The 14,964-nt window shown below is 68.9% G+C and carries 16 protein-coding genes; 10 read left to right on the forward strand and 6 right to left on the reverse strand.

Features of this window, described 5'->3' with window-relative positions:
• The first annotated feature begins 200 nt into the window (after positions 1 to 200).
• From AAFF27_02285 to AAFF27_02325, 9 genes are all read left to right on the forward strand, one after another.
• Complete coding sequence (locus AAFF27_02285) at positions 201 to 683, forward strand: MSMEG_0572/Sll0783 family nitrogen starvation response protein (protein ID XAH24040.1); 483 nt, start codon at positions 201 to 203, stop codon at positions 681 to 683.
• Positions 680 to 1,753 carry a Nit6803 family nitrilase gene (locus tag AAFF27_02290; protein ID XAH24041.1) on the forward strand — a complete coding sequence of 358 codons (1,074 nt, stop codon included), beginning with the start codon at positions 680 to 682 and terminating at the stop codon, positions 1,751 to 1,753. Before AAFF27_02285 ends, AAFF27_02290 begins: the two co-directional genes overlap by 4 nt.
• Positions 1,716 to 2,786, forward strand: a complete 1,071-nt coding sequence (locus tag AAFF27_02295; protein XAH26364.1) for an MSMEG_0568 family radical SAM protein — start codon at positions 1,716 to 1,718, stop codon at positions 2,784 to 2,786. The genes AAFF27_02290 and AAFF27_02295 overlap by 38 nt, the downstream gene beginning before the upstream one ends.
• Before the next feature lie 2 nt (positions 2,787 to 2,788).
• On the forward strand, positions 2,789 to 3,373 hold the full coding sequence (locus tag AAFF27_02300) for an MSMEG_0567/Sll0786 family nitrogen starvation N-acetyltransferase (protein XAH24042.1): 585 nt from the start codon (positions 2,789 to 2,791) through the stop codon (positions 3,371 to 3,373).
• Positions 3,370 to 4,371, forward strand: coding sequence for a sll0787 family AIR synthase-like protein (locus AAFF27_02305; GenBank protein ID XAH24043.1), 1,002 nt, complete (start codon positions 3,370 to 3,372; stop codon positions 4,369 to 4,371). Before AAFF27_02300 ends, AAFF27_02305 begins: the two co-directional genes overlap by 4 nt.
• Positions 4,364 to 5,539 carry an MSMEG_0565 family glycosyltransferase gene (locus tag AAFF27_02310; protein XAH24044.1) on the forward strand — a complete coding sequence of 392 codons (1,176 nt, stop codon included), beginning with the start codon at positions 4,364 to 4,366 and terminating at the stop codon, positions 5,537 to 5,539. Before AAFF27_02305 ends, AAFF27_02310 begins: the two co-directional genes overlap by 8 nt.
• A 16-nt stretch (positions 5,540 to 5,555) precedes the next feature.
• Positions 5,556 to 5,843, forward strand: a complete 288-nt coding sequence (locus AAFF27_02315; GenBank protein XAH24045.1) for an MSMEG_0570 family nitrogen starvation response protein — start codon at positions 5,556 to 5,558, stop codon at positions 5,841 to 5,843.
• A gap of 29 nt (positions 5,844 to 5,872) precedes the next feature.
• The gene (locus AAFF27_02320) at positions 5,873 to 7,153 is read left to right on the forward strand and encodes an MSMEG_0569 family flavin-dependent oxidoreductase (protein XAH24046.1); all 1,281 of its coding nucleotides are present in this window, start codon (positions 5,873 to 5,875) and stop codon (positions 7,151 to 7,153) included.
• 114 nt (positions 7,154 to 7,267) lie between these two features.
• Positions 7,268 to 7,399 (forward strand): hypothetical protein, encoded by a 132-nt coding sequence (locus AAFF27_02325; protein XAH24047.1) that lies wholly within the window; start codon positions 7,268 to 7,270, stop codon positions 7,397 to 7,399.
• Between the two features lie 7 nt (positions 7,400 to 7,406).
• On the opposite strand, the gene AAFF27_02330 is transcribed toward AAFF27_02325, so the two are convergent.
• The 6 genes from AAFF27_02330 to AAFF27_02355 all read right to left on the reverse strand — a co-directional run bounded on the left by AAFF27_02330 (position 7,407) and on the right by AAFF27_02355 (position 14,234).
• Positions 7,407 to 8,330 carry an ABC transporter permease gene (locus tag AAFF27_02330; GenBank protein XAH24048.1) on the reverse strand — a complete coding sequence of 308 codons (924 nt, stop codon included), beginning with the start codon at positions 8,328 to 8,330 and terminating at the stop codon, positions 7,407 to 7,409.
• Complete coding sequence (locus tag AAFF27_02335) at positions 8,327 to 9,373, reverse strand: ABC transporter permease (GenBank protein XAH24049.1); 1,047 nt, start codon at positions 9,371 to 9,373, stop codon at positions 8,327 to 8,329. Before AAFF27_02335 ends, AAFF27_02330 begins: the two co-directional genes overlap by 4 nt.
• On the reverse strand, positions 9,363 to 10,883 hold the full coding sequence (locus AAFF27_02340) for an ABC transporter ATP-binding protein (GenBank protein XAH24050.1): 1,521 nt from the start codon (positions 10,881 to 10,883) through the stop codon (positions 9,363 to 9,365). Before AAFF27_02340 ends, AAFF27_02335 begins: the two co-directional genes overlap by 11 nt.
• The gene (locus AAFF27_02345; GenBank protein XAH24051.1) at positions 10,880 to 12,250 is read right to left on the reverse strand and encodes an amidase family protein; all 1,371 of its coding nucleotides are present in this window, start codon (positions 12,248 to 12,250) and stop codon (positions 10,880 to 10,882) included. Before AAFF27_02345 ends, AAFF27_02340 begins: the two co-directional genes overlap by 4 nt.
• 3 nt (positions 12,251 to 12,253) lie before the next feature.
• A complete protein-coding gene (locus AAFF27_02350) occupies positions 12,254 to 13,243 on the reverse strand; it encodes a BMP family protein (protein ID XAH24052.1) in 990 nt (329 codons plus the stop codon).
• Between the two features lie 325 nt (positions 13,244 to 13,568).
• The gene (locus AAFF27_02355) at positions 13,569 to 14,234 is read right to left on the reverse strand and encodes a DUF3313 domain-containing protein (GenBank protein ID XAH24053.1); all 666 of its coding nucleotides are present in this window, start codon (positions 14,232 to 14,234) and stop codon (positions 13,569 to 13,571) included.
• Positions 14,235 to 14,336: 102 nt separating this feature from the next.
• Here AAFF27_02355 and AAFF27_02360 point away from each other — a divergent pair, with 102 nt between their 5' ends.
• Positions 14,337 to 14,957, forward strand: coding sequence for a TetR/AcrR family transcriptional regulator (locus tag AAFF27_02360; GenBank protein ID XAH24054.1), 621 nt, complete (start codon positions 14,337 to 14,339; stop codon positions 14,955 to 14,957).
• The last annotated feature ends 7 nt before the right edge of the window (positions 14,958 to 14,964 follow it).

A 14,964-nucleotide genomic window follows, 5' to 3' on the forward strand; every position in this document is an offset into this window, starting at 1 on the left:
TCCTGCGGGCATCTTGATGGTGCGGCCGCTGTCTGGCTGGCCCGGCCTGTGACACGGTAAATCAGCCGCCAGCACGCGCCGGTGCTGCTTGATCGCAGCTTGATCGCGCGAATGGCCGCGCGCCCGGCATATCGCATGCACTGCAGTTGGCGTGACGGCCAGCGCGCCGCACGCCATTCACCACCACACGGAGTTGCACCATGCCCCAAGTCACCAAGCCCGCGAACCAGAAAGGCGACGTCCTTGTCGACTACGAACAAAAGGTGTTCGAAGACGTCAAGGCCGACCCCGGCGAGAAGGCGCTGGTCACCTTCCACACCGTGGCCTTCGAGGGCTCGATCGGCTTCGTCAACCTGCTGCAGGCCACGCGCCTGAAGCGCAAGGGCTACGACACCTCGGTGCTGCTCTACGGCCCGGGCGTGACGCTGGGCGTGCAGCGCGGTTTCCCCACGCTGGGCGACGAGGCCTTTCCCGGCCACCAGAACTTCAACAACCAGATCACCAAGTTCATGGCCGAAGGCGGCAAGGTCTACGCCTGCCGCTTCGCGCTGCAGGCGCTGTATGGCCATGGCGAGGGCGCGCTGATCCCGGGCATCACGCCGATCAACCCGCTCGATGTGCTGGACCTGGTGCTGCTGCACAAGAAGGCCGGCGCCGTCATCCTCGACACCTGGACGCTATGAGAACCGTGCGCGCCGCTGCGATCCAGATCGCACCTGATTTCGACGACCCCGACGGCACCTTGAACAAGGTGTGCGAGGCCATCGACCGCGCGGCCGCGCAGGGCGCGCAGATCGCGGTCTTCCCCGAGACCTTCGTGCCCTATTACCCGTACTTCTCGTTCGTGCTGCCGCCGGTGCTGCAAGGCGCGCCGCATCTGCGGCTGTACGAGCGCGCGGTACAGGTGCCGGGCCCGGTGACCGCTGCGGTGGGCGAGCGCGCCAGGGCACGCGGCATGGTGGTGGTGCTGGGCGTGAACGAGCGCGACCACGGCAGCCTCTACAACACGCAACTGGTGTTTGACGCCGATGGCACGCTGGTGCAGAAGCGCCGCAAGATCACGCCCACCTACCACGAGCGAATGATCTGGGGCCAGGGCGATGCCGCCGGCATCCAGGTGGTGGATACGCGCGTGGGCCGCGTCGGCGCGCTGGCCTGCTGGGAGCACTACAACCCGCTGGCGCGCTATCGGCTGATGACCCAGCACGAAGAGATCCACTGCGCGCAGTTCCCCGGCTCACTGGTCGGGCCGATATTTGCCGAGCAGATGGAGGTCACCATCCGCCATCACGCGCTGGAGTCCGGCTGCTTTGTGGTCAACGCCACGGGCTGGCTGAGCGACGCGCAGATCGCCTCGGTCACGCCCGACCCGGCCTTGCAGAAGGCCCTGCGCGGCGGCTGCCACACGGCCATCATTTCGCCCGAGGGCAAGCACCTGGCGCCGCCGCTGACCGAAGGCGAAGGCATGGTCATCGCCGACCTCGACATGGCCCTCATCACCAAGCGCAAACGCATGATGGATTCGGTCGGCCACTACGCCCGGCCCGAGCTGCTGTCGCTCGCCGTCAACGAGCGGCCAGCCGCCACCAGCATGCCCATGCCGCAAGCGCTGCCCGCATCCGAATCCCCCAGGAGCCACGACCATGAGCACCACCACGACGACCGCACTGCCGCAGCCACCATCGCAGTCAGAGGCCCTCTCCAGCCGGCAGCTGATGACCGAGTTGCAATCCTCCGGCCTGCGGCTGCTTGATACCGGCGCCGGCGCGGCCAGCCGCCGTGGCGGCGCGGGGCCGTCCGACCACAAGGCGGTGACGGTGGACGGCCACACCATCATGGTCCCGGTGCACACCGCCAGCGCGTGGAATTCGCCCTACGTGGCGCAGCCGCCCGATGCGCTGGGGCGCAGCACCATCCTGCGCGGCAGCATCCCGATCGCACGTATTGAATTCCCCAAGCAGCCGCGCTTCTACGCCATGCAGACGCTGGAGGGCGTGCCCTATTCGCACATCGCCACGCTGCATGGCTCGGATGTGCTGGCCACCACCGTGCTGCAGACCTGTATACGCTACGAGAGCCGCAAGAAGACCTGCCAGTTCTGCGCCATAGGCCAGTCGCTTGCGGCCGGCCGCACCATTGCGCGCAAAACGCCCGAGCAACTGGCCGAGGTGGCGCGCGCCGCAGTGCTGCTGGATGGCGTCAAGCACATGGTGCTGACCACCGGCACGCCCAACGCCACCGATCGCGGCGCTGCCATCCTGTGCGAGAGCGCCTTTGCCATCAAGGCGGCGGTCAACATCCCCATCCAGGGCCAGTGCGAGCCGCCCGACGACGACCGCTGGTTTGGCCGCATGCAGGCGGCAGGCATAGACACCCTGGGCATGCACCTGGAGGCAGTCACGCCCGAGGTGCGCGCGCGCATCATGCCGGGCAAGGCCAGCGTGCCGCTGTCGCGCTACATGGCGGCTTTTGAGGCAGCGGTGCGCGTGTTTGGCCGTGGCCAGGTCAGCACCTACATCCTGGCCGGCCTGGGCGACACGCGCGAGGCCATTCTGCAGATCAGCGAGCAGCTGCTGGCGCTGGGCGTCTACCCCTTTGTCGTGCCCTTCGTGCCCATCAGCGGCACGCCGCTGGAGAGCCACCCCGCGCCCTCGGCCGACTTCATGCGCGGCCTGCTGCAGCCGCTGGGCGCCATGGTGGCGGCCGCCGGCCTGCGCTCGGGCGACATCAAGGCCGGCTGCGGCAAATGCGGCGCCTGCTCCACCTTGTCGGTCTACGAAAGCTGAGCATGTCCACCACCCTTGCCGCGCCGCCCGTAGCCGAACGCTTCTGCGATCTGCCGCTGGCCTTCATGCCCTGCGAATTCCGCATCAAGTGGGCCAGCGCCGACTGGGAGCGCGAGCAGGCCCAGCGCCTGCGCCGTGCCGTGTTCTGCGTCGAGCAGGGCATCTTCCCCGGCGATGACCGCGACGCCATCGATGCGCATGCGCAGCCGCTGGTGGCGTTGTCCTGCGTGGCCGGCATGCCGGACCAGGTGGTGGGCACGGTGCGCATCCATGCCGATGCAGAAGAGGCCGGATGCTGGTGGGGCTCGCGGCTGGCGGTGCACCCGTCGTTTCGGCTGCAGGCGCGGCTGGCCTCGACGTTGATCGCGCTGGCCGTGCGCAGCGCGCATGCCTGCGGCAGCCGGCGCTTCCTGGCCCATGTGCAGCAGCAGAACGTGCCGCTGTTCCAGCGCCTGCACTGGCAGCCGCTGGGCGAAGAAACACTGCATGGCCGCCCGCACATGCGCATGCAGGCGGACCTGGATTTCTACCCGCCCTGCCATGACCCGATTGCGGGCCTGGCCGCGCATGCAGGAGGCCGGACATGACAGACGTAAGCACATTGGCCGACGCACTGCGCGCCAGCCGCGGCTTTGCGCACAAGCAAGACATTGGCGATGTCATGCAACTCTTGGCGCGCCACCAGGTCGCCGGCACGCAGGCGATTGCGGTGGGAGACGACTGCGCCGCCATTGCGCTGCCGCCAGAGCAGGGCGGCGGCTACCTGCTGTTTGCCATCGAGGGGCTGGTGGAAGACTTCATCGCGCGCATGCCCTGGTTTGCCGGCTACTGCAGCGTGATGGTCAACGTGAGCGACATCTACGCCATGGGCGGGCGCCCGATCGCCGTGGTCGATGCGCTCTGGAGCCAGGGCCTGGACCCTGCCACCGATCTGCTGGCCGGCATGGCGGCGGCCTCGCAGCGCTATGGCGTGCCCATCGTCGGCGGCCACAGCAACCACCGCGCGCTGCGCGGCCAACTGGCGGTGGCCATCCTGGGCCGGGCCGAGCGCCTGCTCACCAGCTTTGACGCACAGCCGGGCGACCAACTGCTGATGGCGGTCGACCTGCGCGGCGCCTATGAAGAGCCCTATCCCTACTGGAACGCCTCCACCAGTGCGCCCGCCAGCCGCTTGCGTGCCGACCTTGAGCTGCTGCCGGCCTTGGCCGAAGACGGCCTGTGCGACGCCGCCAAAGACATCAGCATGGCCGGCGCCGTAGGCACCGCGCTGATGCTGCTCGAATGCTCGCGCGTGGGCGCGCAGATCGACATAGCCGCTATCCCCCGGCCCGCCGCGCTGCAGACCGATGCCGAGCTGCTGCGCTGGCTCTGCGCCTTCCCCAGCTACGGCTTTGTGCTGAGCGTGCGGCCACAGCATGCGGCGCAGGTGCAGGCGCGCTTCGAAGGCCGCGGCATTGCCTGCGCGGCGGTGGGCACGGTCACGGCCGGCAGTGCGCTGGCGCTGCAATGGCGCGGCGCCAGCGCCACGCTGTGGGACTGGGCCGCCACGCCCTTCATCACTGCAGGCGAGGCGGTTCATGCCTGAGCGTGCGGCGGCCCCTGCGCGCCCGCTGCGCGTGGCCTTGTTCACCCATTCGGTGAACCCGCGCGGCGGCGTCGTCCACACGCTGGAGCTGGCCGATGCGCTGCACCGCGCCGGCCACAAGGTCACCGTGCTGGCGCCGGTGGCGCCCGGCCAGCGCCTGTTCCGCACGCCGCAGTGCGCTCTGGAGCTGGTGCCCGTGCCCGCAGCGTCGGCCGACGTGGCAGAGATGGTGGCCACGCGCATCGCCGGCATCGTCGCGCACAGTGCGGAGCTGCTGCGCCATCGCTGGTTCGACATCTTCCACGCGCAAGACAGCATCAGCGCCAATGCGCTGGCTGATCTGCAAATGACGGGCGCGGTGCCGGGCTTTGTGCGCACCGTGCACCACCTGGACCGCTTCGACGACGAGCGCCTGGCCGCCTGGCAGCAGCGCGGTTTTTGTGCCGCGCAGCAGGTGCTGTGCGTAAGCCGCCTGTGGCAGTCCATCCTGCGCCAGCAAGAGGGCGTGCCGGCCGAGCTGGTCGCCAACGGCGTGGACCTGCAACGCTTCCAGCCCCGGCCCGAGCCGGCAGACGCCCGCACCGCACGTCGGCTGGGCCTGCGCCCCGGCGCGCCGCTGGTGCTGGCCGTGGGCGGCATCGAAGAGCGCAAAAACACGCTGCGCCTGCTGGAGGCCTTTGTGCGCCTGCGCCGGCAATGGCCCAGCGCGCAACTGGTCATTGCCGGCGGCGTCAGCCTGCTGGACCACGGCAGCTACCAGCAGGCCTTCCAGGCTGCGCTTGCCGCCAGCGGCCTGGCCGTGGGGCCGGGCCAGGACCTGGTGCTGACCGGCGCCGTGCCCGACGAAGACATGCCCGCGCTGATGCGCCTGGCCGACGTGCTGGCCCTGCCCTCGCTGCGCGAAGGCTTTGGCCTGGTGGTGCTGGAGGCGCTGGCCAGCGGCACGCCGGTGGCCGTCTCGCACATGGCGCCCTTCACCGAATACCTGGACGGCGCACCCGTGTGCTGGGCCGATCCGTTCGATACGGCCTCGATTGCCGATGCCTTGCGGCAGGCCGTGGCTCTGCCGCCTTTTGCACAGCCGCAGGTCTGCCGTGACTTCTCCTGGACGGCTAGCGCGGAGCGTCATGCCGATCTTTATCACCAACACCTAGGCATAACCGCCTGACCCGGAGCCCTCCCCCATGCCCGCCATGCACTACACCTTGCGCTGGCCCGACCTGAGCGAAACCCGCTGCTACTCGCCCTCGCTGGTGATACGCGACAGCTTCCCCGAGGGCAGCGACTGGCCGCTGCCGGATTTTTTGCTGCGCATACGCGAGGCGACGCAGATCGCGTCGGACCGCGTAGCGGCCAAGTTTGGTTTTGCCTGCTCGCGCGCGACGGATCAGTTGACCGATATCGAGACCCATGCCGCACGCTTCCACGGCCAGCCCGGCGCCCGCGTGCAGGTGCTGGACTTTGGCGACTGATGTTTTCCCCCAAGCTTTCGGAGATCCCCATGACCCTTCCCCATCACAGCGTCGTCATCGTCGGCGGCGGCCAGGCCGGCCTGTCGCTGAGCTGCTACCTGCAACAGCGCGGCATCGAGCATGTCGTGCTGGAAAAGCACCGCGCGCTGCACACCTGGCAAACCCGGCGTTGGGACAACTTCTGCCTGGTCACGCCCAACTGGCAGTGCCGCCTGCCCGGCTGGGACTACCGTGGCAGCGACCCGCACGGCTTCATGAAGAAGGACGAGATCAACGATTGGCTGGCCGGCTTCCTGCAGCATGCCAGCCCGCCGCTGCGCGAGGGCGTGTCGGTACGCCGCGTGGCTGCGCGCGCCGGCGGCGGCTTTCTGGTGCAGACCTCCGAGGGCGACTGCACCGCCGACGTGGTGGTGGCTGCCTCGGGCGGCTACCACCTGCCCATCGTGCCGCGCCTGGCCGAGCGGCTGCCGGCGCAGATCGTGCAACTGCATTCCGAGCAATACCGCAACCCGCAGGCGCTGCCGCCCGGGCCGGTGCTGGTGGTGGGCTCGGGCCAGTCCGGCGCGCAGATCGCCGAAGACCTGCACCTGGCCGGCCGCCAGGTGCATCTGGCAGTGGGCGACGCGCCGCGCTGCGCACGCTTCTACCGTGGCCGCGACGTGGTCGACTGGCTGGCCGACATGGGCTACTACGACATGCCGGTGCACGAGCACCCGCTGCGCGAAGGCGTGCGCGACAACACCAACCACTACGTCACCGGCCGCGATGGCGGGCGCGACATCGACCTGCGCCGCTTCGCCGCCGAAGGCATGCAGCTCTATGGCCGGCTCGATGCGCTGGAGGGCGATCAACTGCGCTTTGCCCCCACGCTGCGCAGCGCGCTGGACGAGGCCGACCAGGTCTACAACCGCATCAATGCCTCGATCGACAAATTCATCGAGAAGCAAGGCATCAACGCGCCCGCGGGTGGCGTCTACACGCCGGTATGGCAGCCCGCAGCAGAGCCCACGACGCTGCCGCTGACGGCGGCCGGCATTGCCGCCGTCGTCTGGTGCATAGGCTTTCAGCCGGACTTTGGCTGGGTCGACCTGCCGGTCTTCAATGGCCGCGGCCAGCCGGCCCATACGCGCGGCGTTACCGCGCAGCCTGGCCTGTACTTCCTGGGCCTGCCCTGGCTGCACACCTGGGGATCAGGCCGCTTCTCGGGCATCGCCCGCGACGCGCTCTACCTGGCTGAGCAGATCGATGCGCAGCGCAGCGGCCCGGCGGATGAAGTGGCGGACAGCGCCGCGCTGCTGGCGGCGGGTTAGTGCCAGGGGGCGCTCCCGTTCGGGATGGGCTTGTCGAAGCCTTGGCGCATATCGACCAGCCCTTCGACCGGCTCAGGGCGAACGGCGTGAGGCTAGTGTCGCGTCAAGCGTGAGGTGACGGATGGGTGCGAAGGCATCGGCGTGCAGCGCAAGGCGCGGGCCGCAGCCCAGGCTTTACGCCTGGGCAAGGGCTGCAACGCAGCGATGCGCGGCGAGGGCAAGCGCACACCGGCAGATCATGCTTGACGCGACACTAGCGCTCGCCCTTCACGAAAGGCACCATCAGCGCCTGCGGCCCAATCGCCTTGCGTGCCATGGGCACCATGGCGGCAATCGCCAGCAAGTAGGGCGCCATCAAAAAGATCTGGTACGGGATGCCGGGGAACAGTGTCTGCAGGCGCAACTGGTAAGCGTCAAAGCCGGCGTAGAGCAGGGCGCCCAGCAATGCCAGGCCGGGCCGCCAGGCGCCAAACACCACCAGCGCCAGCGCCATCCAGCCGCGCCCCTGCACCATGTTGATGACAAAGCTGTTGAAGGCCGCCGTCGTCAAAAACGCGCCGCCCAGCGCCATCAGCGCGCTGCCCACGGCCAGGCAGCCGTAGCGCACGGCCACCACGTTGATGCCCTGCGCCTGCGCGCCCTGCGGGTGCTCGCCCACCAGTCTTATCGCCAGCCCCAGCGGCGTGTACCAAAGCACATAGGCCACCAGCGCCACCAGGGCCAGCGCCAGGTAGGTCGGGGCGGTGGCGGCCAGCAGCGGGTGGCCCAGCCACGGCAGGTCGAGCGGGGCAAAGGCGGTGATGGTGGGCGGCGTGGCCTTGCCCGGCACGGCAATGCGGTAGACAAAGGACGCCAGCCCGGTTGCCAGCAAGGTCACGCCCAGCCCGGTCACGTGCTGCGACTGCGCCATGGTGATGGAGAACACGCCGTGGAACAGGCCGCACAAGGCGCCCACCAGCGCGGCGATCAGCCAGGCCGTCCACAGGCCGTGGCCGGCGTAGACGCAGTACCAGGCGGTGAGCGCGCCCACGGTCATGATGCCTTCGATGCCCAGGTTGACGATGCCGGCGCGCTCGCAGATCAGCTCGCCCAGCATGGCAAAGATGAGTGGCGTGGCAATGCGCAGCACCGCGGCCCACAGGGCGGTGGTCAGCAGGATGCTTAAGGCTTCGCTCATTTCTTGACCCGGTAGCCAAGCAGGAAGGAGGTGCCCAGCATCACGAACAGCGACAGCGCCACCATCACATCGGCGATATAGCTCGGCACGTTGAAGGCGCGGCCCATGGCGTCGGCGCCCACAAACACGGCGGCCACCACAAAGGCCGCCAGCGGCACGGCGCCCGGGTGCAGGCGGGCCAGCATGGCGATGATCACGCCGGTATAGCCAAAGCCGGGCGACAGGTCACCGGTGACATAGCCGCGCAGGCCCATGACCTCGACCGCGCCCGCCAGCCCGGCCAGGCCGCCTGACCACAGCGCCGTCCAGATGGCGATGCGGGTGGTGGATATGCCGGCAAAGCGCGCGGCCTTAGCGTTCAACCCCACCGCGCGGCGCTGCAGCCCGAAGGACGAGCGCGCCTCTACCAGCGCCACCAGCAGCGCGCAGGCCAGCGCGATCAGCAGCCCAGCATGCAGGCGGCTTTGCACTATCAGCCGGGGCAGCATGCCGTCGTCAATCAGTGGCGCGGTCTGCGGCCAGCCCATGGACAGCGGGTCGTGCATGGGCCCCTGGATCAGCAGCGACACCAGCAGCGCCATGACAAAGTTCAGCAGCAGCGTGGTGACCACGTCGTCCACGTTCAGAAAGCGCTTGAGCAGTGCCGGCCCCAGCAGATAGGCGCCACCGGCGGCGGCGCCGGCCAGCAGCAGCGTGGGCAGCAGCAGCCAGGCCGGCAGGCTCAGCGCGCCGCTGCCCAGGGCCGCGACCATCAGCGCGCCGGCATACAGCTGGCCTTCGGCGCCGATGTTCCACAGCTGCGCGCGAAACGCCACGGCGCAGGCCAGGCCGGTCAGGATCAGGGGCGTGCTGCGCGTCAGCACTTCGCTGATCGCCAGGCGCGAGCCAAACGCGCCCTTCAACAGCGCCAGCCAACTGGCGGCCACTGGCGCGCCGGCGCTGTGGATCAGCAGCGAGCCCAGCACCAGCAGCAACAGGCAGGCGCCCACGCCGCCGGCCAGCAACAGCGCAGCCGGCACGCGCTCACGGCGTTCAATGCGCATGGGGCTCTTTCGTCTCGCCCAGCATCATCAGGCCGATGCGCTGCAGGTCGTAGGGCGCGGCCATGGGGGCTGACAGGCGGCCGCGCTGGATCACCACGATCTGGTCTGCCAGGCCAAGCGCCTCGTCCAGGTCTTCGGTCACCAGCAGCACGCCGGCGCCGCGCCCGCGAGCCTCCAGCAGCCGGGCGTGCACCTCGGCCACCGCGCCTTCGTCAAGCCCGCGCGTGGGCTGGCAGGCGACGATAAAGCTCGGCTCGGCCACCAGGCCGCGGCCGATGATCAGTTTTTGCATATTGCCGCCAGACAGCAGCCGGGTGCGCTGCTCTGGCCCGGCGCAGCGGATGTCAAAGTCGCGTATCAGCGCCGCCGTCTGCCGCCGCGCCGCACGGCGCCGCAGCCAGCCCCAGCGCACAAAGCGCGGGTCGTCCAGGTCTTCCAGGATGGCGTTTTCCCACAGGCGCAGCTCGCCCACCACGCCTTCTTCATGGCGGTCTTCCGGGATGCGGGCAACGCCGGCTGCGTGCAGGCCTTTGGCACGCGCGCGCCGCACCGGGCGGCCGTGCAGCGCAAGCTGGCCGCTGCCCGGCACGGCCAGGCCGCAGGCCAGGTCGATCACCGCGCGCTGGCCGTTGCCGGCCACGCCTACCAGGGCCACGATCTGGCGTGCCGGCACCAGCAGTTGCGCATGTTCCAGCAGTGCCTGGCCGCGCTTGTCGTGCAGGCCCACGTCGGCCATCTCAAACACCGGCGCGCCGGCGGCCAGCGCCTGGCGCGCGGGGCGCTGCACGCGGCGGCCCACCATCAGCTCGGCCAGGCTGGCGCGGTCCATGCTGCTGGCGGCGCGCTCGGCCACCAGCTCGCCAGCGCGCAGGATGGCCACGCGGTCGGCCACGCGCAGCACCTCGTCGAGTTTGTGGCTGATCAGGATCACAGACAGCCCGTGCTGCGCCATGCGCTTGAGCGTGTCGAACAGCGTCAGCGACTCTTGCGGCGTCAGCACCGCGGTGGGCTCGTCCAGCACCAGCACGCGCGCCTTGCGGTAGAGCGATTTCAAAATCTCCACCCGCTGCCGCTCGCCCACCGACAGACTGGCCACGCGCGCATCCGGGTCCACGCCCAGGCCAAACTGCTGGCCCAGCGCGCGCAGCGCCTCGCGCGCGGCACGGCGCGCGGTGGCCGGCCGCCAGAGGGATTCGGTGCCGGCCATCACGTTGTCCAGCACCGTGAGGTTGGGCGCCAGCGTGAAGTGCTGGTGCACCAGGCCTATGCCGGCTGCAATCGCCGCGCGCGGCGAGCCGGGCGGCAGGGCTTGGCCAAAGGCCTGCACCGTGCCGCTGTCGGCCACGTAGTGGCCAAACAGGATGTTGATGAGCGTGGTCTTGCCAGCACCGTTCTCGCCCAGCAGGCCCAGCACCTCGCCCGTGCCCAGTTGCAGCGAGATGTCGCGGTTGGCGAAGTTGTCGCCAAAGCGCTTGGTGATGCCTTGCAGTACCAGGGCGGGGGTGCTCATACGTTTGCCACCAGCGGCCACGGATGCGCTGTTTCCAGCAACTGCGCCAGTGCCAGCAAGGCGGGCTCTTGCCCGATCGCCGCCACCATCTGTATCGCCAGCGGTCGGCCCTGCGCGTCGCGCCCGTGCGGCACAGAGAGGGCGGGGCAGCCCGATGCATTGGCCAGCGCCGCAAACGGCGCGTAGTGATCGAACTGCGCCAGGTGCTGGTCCAGGTCATCGCCGTCGGTGCGCAGCGTGCCGATGGCGGGCAGCGCGCGGGCCAGGGCGGGGGTCAGCAGGATGTCGATGTCATCGAACAAGGCGGCCATGTTGTCGGTGGCGCGCGCCACTGCTACTTCGGCCAAGTGGTGCTGGCCAGCGCTTAGTGCCGCGCCGCGCCGGGCCGCCGCCCAGGTGATGGGCTCCAGGTCTTGCGGTGCTGGCGCCAGCCATTCGACTGCGGCGGCGGCGCTGCGGCAGGCATAGGTGGCAAAGGCGCTGGCTGCGTCTGCGCAAACCGCTTGCAGGCGCGCTGCTGGCAGCGGTTGCACGGCATGGCCGGCCGACTCCAGCAAGGCTGCTGCGCTGTTGGCGGCGGCGCGCCATTCAGCATCCACCGCCACGCCTTGGGGCGCTTCCAGCAGCAGGCCAATGCGCAGAGCTTTCAGCGGCGCAGGCACTGCGCTGCGCGTCACCCAGCGCCACACCGCCGCGCTGTCACGCACGCTGCGCGTAATCACAAATTCAGAGGCCAGGTTGCCAAACACATTGCCGTAATCCGGCCCGCGCGGAATGGCGCCGCGCCCGGGTCGCAGGCCGACCACGCCGCAAGCGGCAGCCGGGATGCGGATCGAGCCGCCCGCATCCGTGGCGTGCGCCACCGGCACGATGCCGGCCGCGACAGCCGCTGCCGCGCCGCCAGAAGATCCCCCCGCGCTGAAGGCCGGTGCCCAGGGGTTGCGGCAGGCCGGGCCCACCAATGGCTCGCTCGCCAGGTTCAGACCAAATTCCGGCACCGTGGTTTTGGCAAAGGGCACAAAGCCGGCGGCGCGCAGGCGTGCGATCAGCTCGCCATCCACCGCAGCGGGCGCGGCTTGTCGCAGCGCGCGCGAGCCGGCCAGCATGGGCAGGCCGGCCAGCGGCGCGCCCAGGTCCTTGACTACCAGCGGCACGCCGGCAAAGGGCGCGTCCTTCGGCAGTTGCTCAATCGCCGCCCGCCCCAGGGGCTCGGCAAACTGGCTGATGGCGCCCAGCGCTGGCTGCAGGCGCTGCGCGCGTTCGCAGGCCATGCTGAGCAGTGCCTGCGCGCTGACTTCGCCGCGCGCTAGCGCCTGCGCCAGTGCGGTGGCATCCGCGCTGGCGTATTCCGCTTCTGCAAATGGCATGGATCAGGCGGGCTTCACGTCGTTGACCGGCACCTTGAAGCTGCCGGCCTTGATGGCCGCGCGCTTGGCCAGCACCTGCTCCAACGCGGGCGCGGGGATCAGCTTCTTGTCGTAGCTCAGGTCATTGCCGCCCTGCGCCATCATGCTGAAGGCGCTGTAGTCCTTGCCCACGGGCTTGCCGGCGGCGGTGTCGGCCAGCGCCGCGTCCAGCGTGGGGCGGAAGTACCACATCGCATTGGCAAACACGGTGCCCGGGTAGCGCGGCATGTAGTCGAGCAAGGAGCCAATGGCCAGCTTGCCGCGCATCTTGGCGCCGTCGGCCGTGCCTATGCGCTCGCCAAACAGGATGTCGCAGCCGCCGTCGATCTGCGCCAACGCAGACTCTTGCGCCTTCGGTGGATCGAACCAGGTGTTGATGAAGCCGCTCTGGAACACCAGGCCGGTCTTGACCTCGGAGGCGCCCAGGCGAAACGCGTTGATCAGGCGGTTGACCTCGGGGATCGGGAAGCCGCCCACGGCACCCAGCTTGCCGGTCTTGGTCATGTGGCCGGCCAGCAGGCCGCTCAGGTAGGCGGCCTCGTGGTTCCAGGTGCCAAAGGTGCCAAAGTTGCTGCCCTGCGGGCCGCCGCTGGAGCCCATCAGGAAGTTGACCTTGGGGTAGTCCTTGGCCACGGCGCGGGCGTCGCGCTCGGCGCCGTAGCTCTCGCCCACGATCAGCACGGCGCCGGCCTCGGCGTATTCGCGCAGCACGCGCGGGTAGTCGGTGTTGGAGACGGATTCAGAGAAGACGTAGTCGATCTTGCCCTCTTGCGCCGCCTGCTTCAGCGCCTCGTGCAGGCGCGAGTTCCAGGCGTTCTCGACCGGCGAGGCATGCACGCCCGCCACCTTGGGCTTGCCGCTGGCGGCCCAGACGCGGGCGCTGATCAGCGGCATTGCGATTCCGACCGCCAGGCTCGCGACAACGCGGCGCCGGGACACTGTGGGCTCTGGCATGGAAACTCCAATCGGTAAGGTGCGGGGGACGGGGAGGGTGCCGCTTGTGCGCGGCGTGTACCAGTAGCCAAGCAGGCAACGTGCCAGCTTGATCCCCATTGCAAATCAAGGACTTGCGCGCGCTCCCCGGCCAACTTTTGGCCAAATGGTCCAACTTGGCGCAAGCGGTCAAGCCAGGGGCGGCGAACTTGGTGCGGGCGGCAGGGCGCGGCGCGCCGGCCGTTTTTTGAAGAAAAAGTGCCTTTAGCCCAGGTGTGGCCTGGGCTATTAGCTATCTAATATGTAGCAATTGGGCCGCGATCGACTCGCGCGGCCTGGCGCCGCTTCAGTTGAAGCGGGCGATCAACTCGTCCGTACCTTTGTCGATGCCGGTCCTTGAGGCATCGAGCTTGCCCATGGTGGCACCGACGTTCAGCGCATTGGGGTACTGCTTGGTCACATAGGCCTCCAGCAGGGCGTTGCTGGTGGCGTCGAAGATTTCCACCGCATAGCTCACATTGCCGGTGAAGGTGCCTTCCTTGCCGCGAATGCTCTGCACGATGTTGTAGGGGCCGCCGCCCAGGTCGAAGCGGGTGAAGGTGCTGAGCCCACGGGTGGTGGTCTTGGCGCCGGTCAGCGTCACGTGGATGCGCAGGGTGTTGGGCGCCGGCGTACGCACGAGGCTGAAGCGCGGCCGCAGCTTCTGCGCGATCTGGGTCTGCATATAGCCGGCCAGGTCGGCCTTGTCGGGCTCGGAGATATCTTCGAACTGGCTGTCCGGCCCGTTGTAGATCACCACCGGGTCCAGTATGGCGCTCGAGTAGTTGCGCCAGTCTGCCTGCTTGGGCGAGCTGTACGGCGTGCGGCCGGAGCTGTCCTGCGGATTGGGCCGCAGCTGCGAGGCAGACGCGAGCTGGGAGTAGGGCACCGGGCTGGTGCTGGCGCAGCCCGCCAGGGCGGCGGCGCAGAGCGGCAGAAAGACTTTTCCGAGTACTCGGGTGATGGGCGACATGGGGTTGACCTCATAATTAAACCGTACGGTACGGTTAATGTATGGGGCGGATATTGCGCTGTCAAGTAAAGCGTACGATGCTGTTCAATTAAGGAGATCAAGATGAGGGTTAGAACCCAAGAGCGGCGCGATCAGATCGTCGAGGCGGCGGCCACGCTGTTCGAGGAAGTGGGCTACGAAGCCGCCTCCATGAACGAGCTGGCCAAGCGCCTGGGCGGCTCCAAGGCCACGCTGTATGGCTATTTCCCGTCGAAGGAGTCTTTGCTGGTCGCGGTGGTGCAGGCCTTTGCCACCGATCACCTGGCCGATGCCACCCAGGATGTCCTGCAGGACATCGAGGGGCAATGCGCGCTCAGGCCGACGCTGGTGCGTTTTGGCGAGCGCATGCTGCAGGTGCTCACCAACGACAGGAGCGCCATCGCCATCCACAGCATGATCCTGGCGGAAGCGGGCCGCTCCAACGTGGGCCAGCTATTCCATGACGCGGGGCCAAGCCAGTCCGTCGCCGCACTGACCAAGCTGATGGCCGCAGCCATGGAGCGTGGCGAGCTGCACCAGACCGATCCACGCATCACCGGCATGCAGTTCACGGCGCTGCTGACGGCCGAGGTCACTCCGCGCCTGTACCAGCAAAACCCGCCGCCACTGGAGCCCGCCGAGATCCAGCAAGTGGTCAGCCGGGCCGTCGACATGTTCCTGATGGGGGCCCAGCCGCGCCCATAGGGCATGT

Source organism: Xylophilus sp. GW821-FHT01B05 (assembly GCA_038961845.1).
Lineage (GTDB): Bacteria > Pseudomonadota > Gammaproteobacteria > Burkholderiales > Burkholderiaceae_C > Xylophilus.

Coding starts and splice junctions, on each gene's coding strand:
- AAFF27_02350 (XAH24052.1), bottom strand. CDS start 13,243: ATGCCAGAGCCCACAGTGTCCCGGCGCCGCGTTGTCGCGAGCCTGGCG.
- AAFF27_02290 (XAH24041.1), top strand. CDS start 680: ATGAGAACCGTGCGCGCCGCTGCGATCCAGATCGCACCTGATTTCGAC.
- AAFF27_02360 (XAH24054.1), top strand. CDS start 14,337: ATGAGGGTTAGAACCCAAGAGCGGCGCGATCAGATCGTCGAGGCGGCG.
- AAFF27_02310 (XAH24044.1), top strand. CDS start 4,364: ATGCCTGAGCGTGCGGCGGCCCCTGCGCGCCCGCTGCGCGTGGCCTTG.
- AAFF27_02295 (XAH26364.1), top strand. CDS start 1,716: ATGACCGAGTTGCAATCCTCCGGCCTGCGGCTGCTTGATACCGGCGCC.
- AAFF27_02320 (XAH24046.1), top strand. CDS start 5,873: ATGACCCTTCCCCATCACAGCGTCGTCATCGTCGGCGGCGGCCAGGCC.
- AAFF27_02285 (XAH24040.1), top strand. CDS start 201: ATGCCCCAAGTCACCAAGCCCGCGAACCAGAAAGGCGACGTCCTTGTC.
- AAFF27_02315 (XAH24045.1), top strand. CDS start 5,556: ATGCCCGCCATGCACTACACCTTGCGCTGGCCCGACCTGAGCGAAACC.
- AAFF27_02345 (XAH24051.1), bottom strand. CDS start 12,250: ATGCCATTTGCAGAAGCGGAATACGCCAGCGCGGATGCCACCGCACTG.
- AAFF27_02300 (XAH24042.1), top strand. CDS start 2,789: ATGTCCACCACCCTTGCCGCGCCGCCCGTAGCCGAACGCTTCTGCGAT.
- AAFF27_02340 (XAH24050.1), bottom strand. CDS start 10,883: ATGAGCACCCCCGCCCTGGTACTGCAAGGCATCACCAAGCGCTTTGGC.
- AAFF27_02305 (XAH24043.1), top strand. CDS start 3,370: ATGACAGACGTAAGCACATTGGCCGACGCACTGCGCGCCAGCCGCGGC.
- AAFF27_02330 (XAH24048.1), bottom strand. CDS start 8,330: ATGAGCGAAGCCTTAAGCATCCTGCTGACCACCGCCCTGTGGGCCGCG.
- AAFF27_02335 (XAH24049.1), bottom strand. CDS start 9,373: ATGCGCATTGAACGCCGTGAGCGCGTGCCGGCTGCGCTGTTGCTGGCC.
- AAFF27_02355 (XAH24053.1), bottom strand. CDS start 14,234: ATGTCGCCCATCACCCGAGTACTCGGAAAAGTCTTTCTGCCGCTCTGC.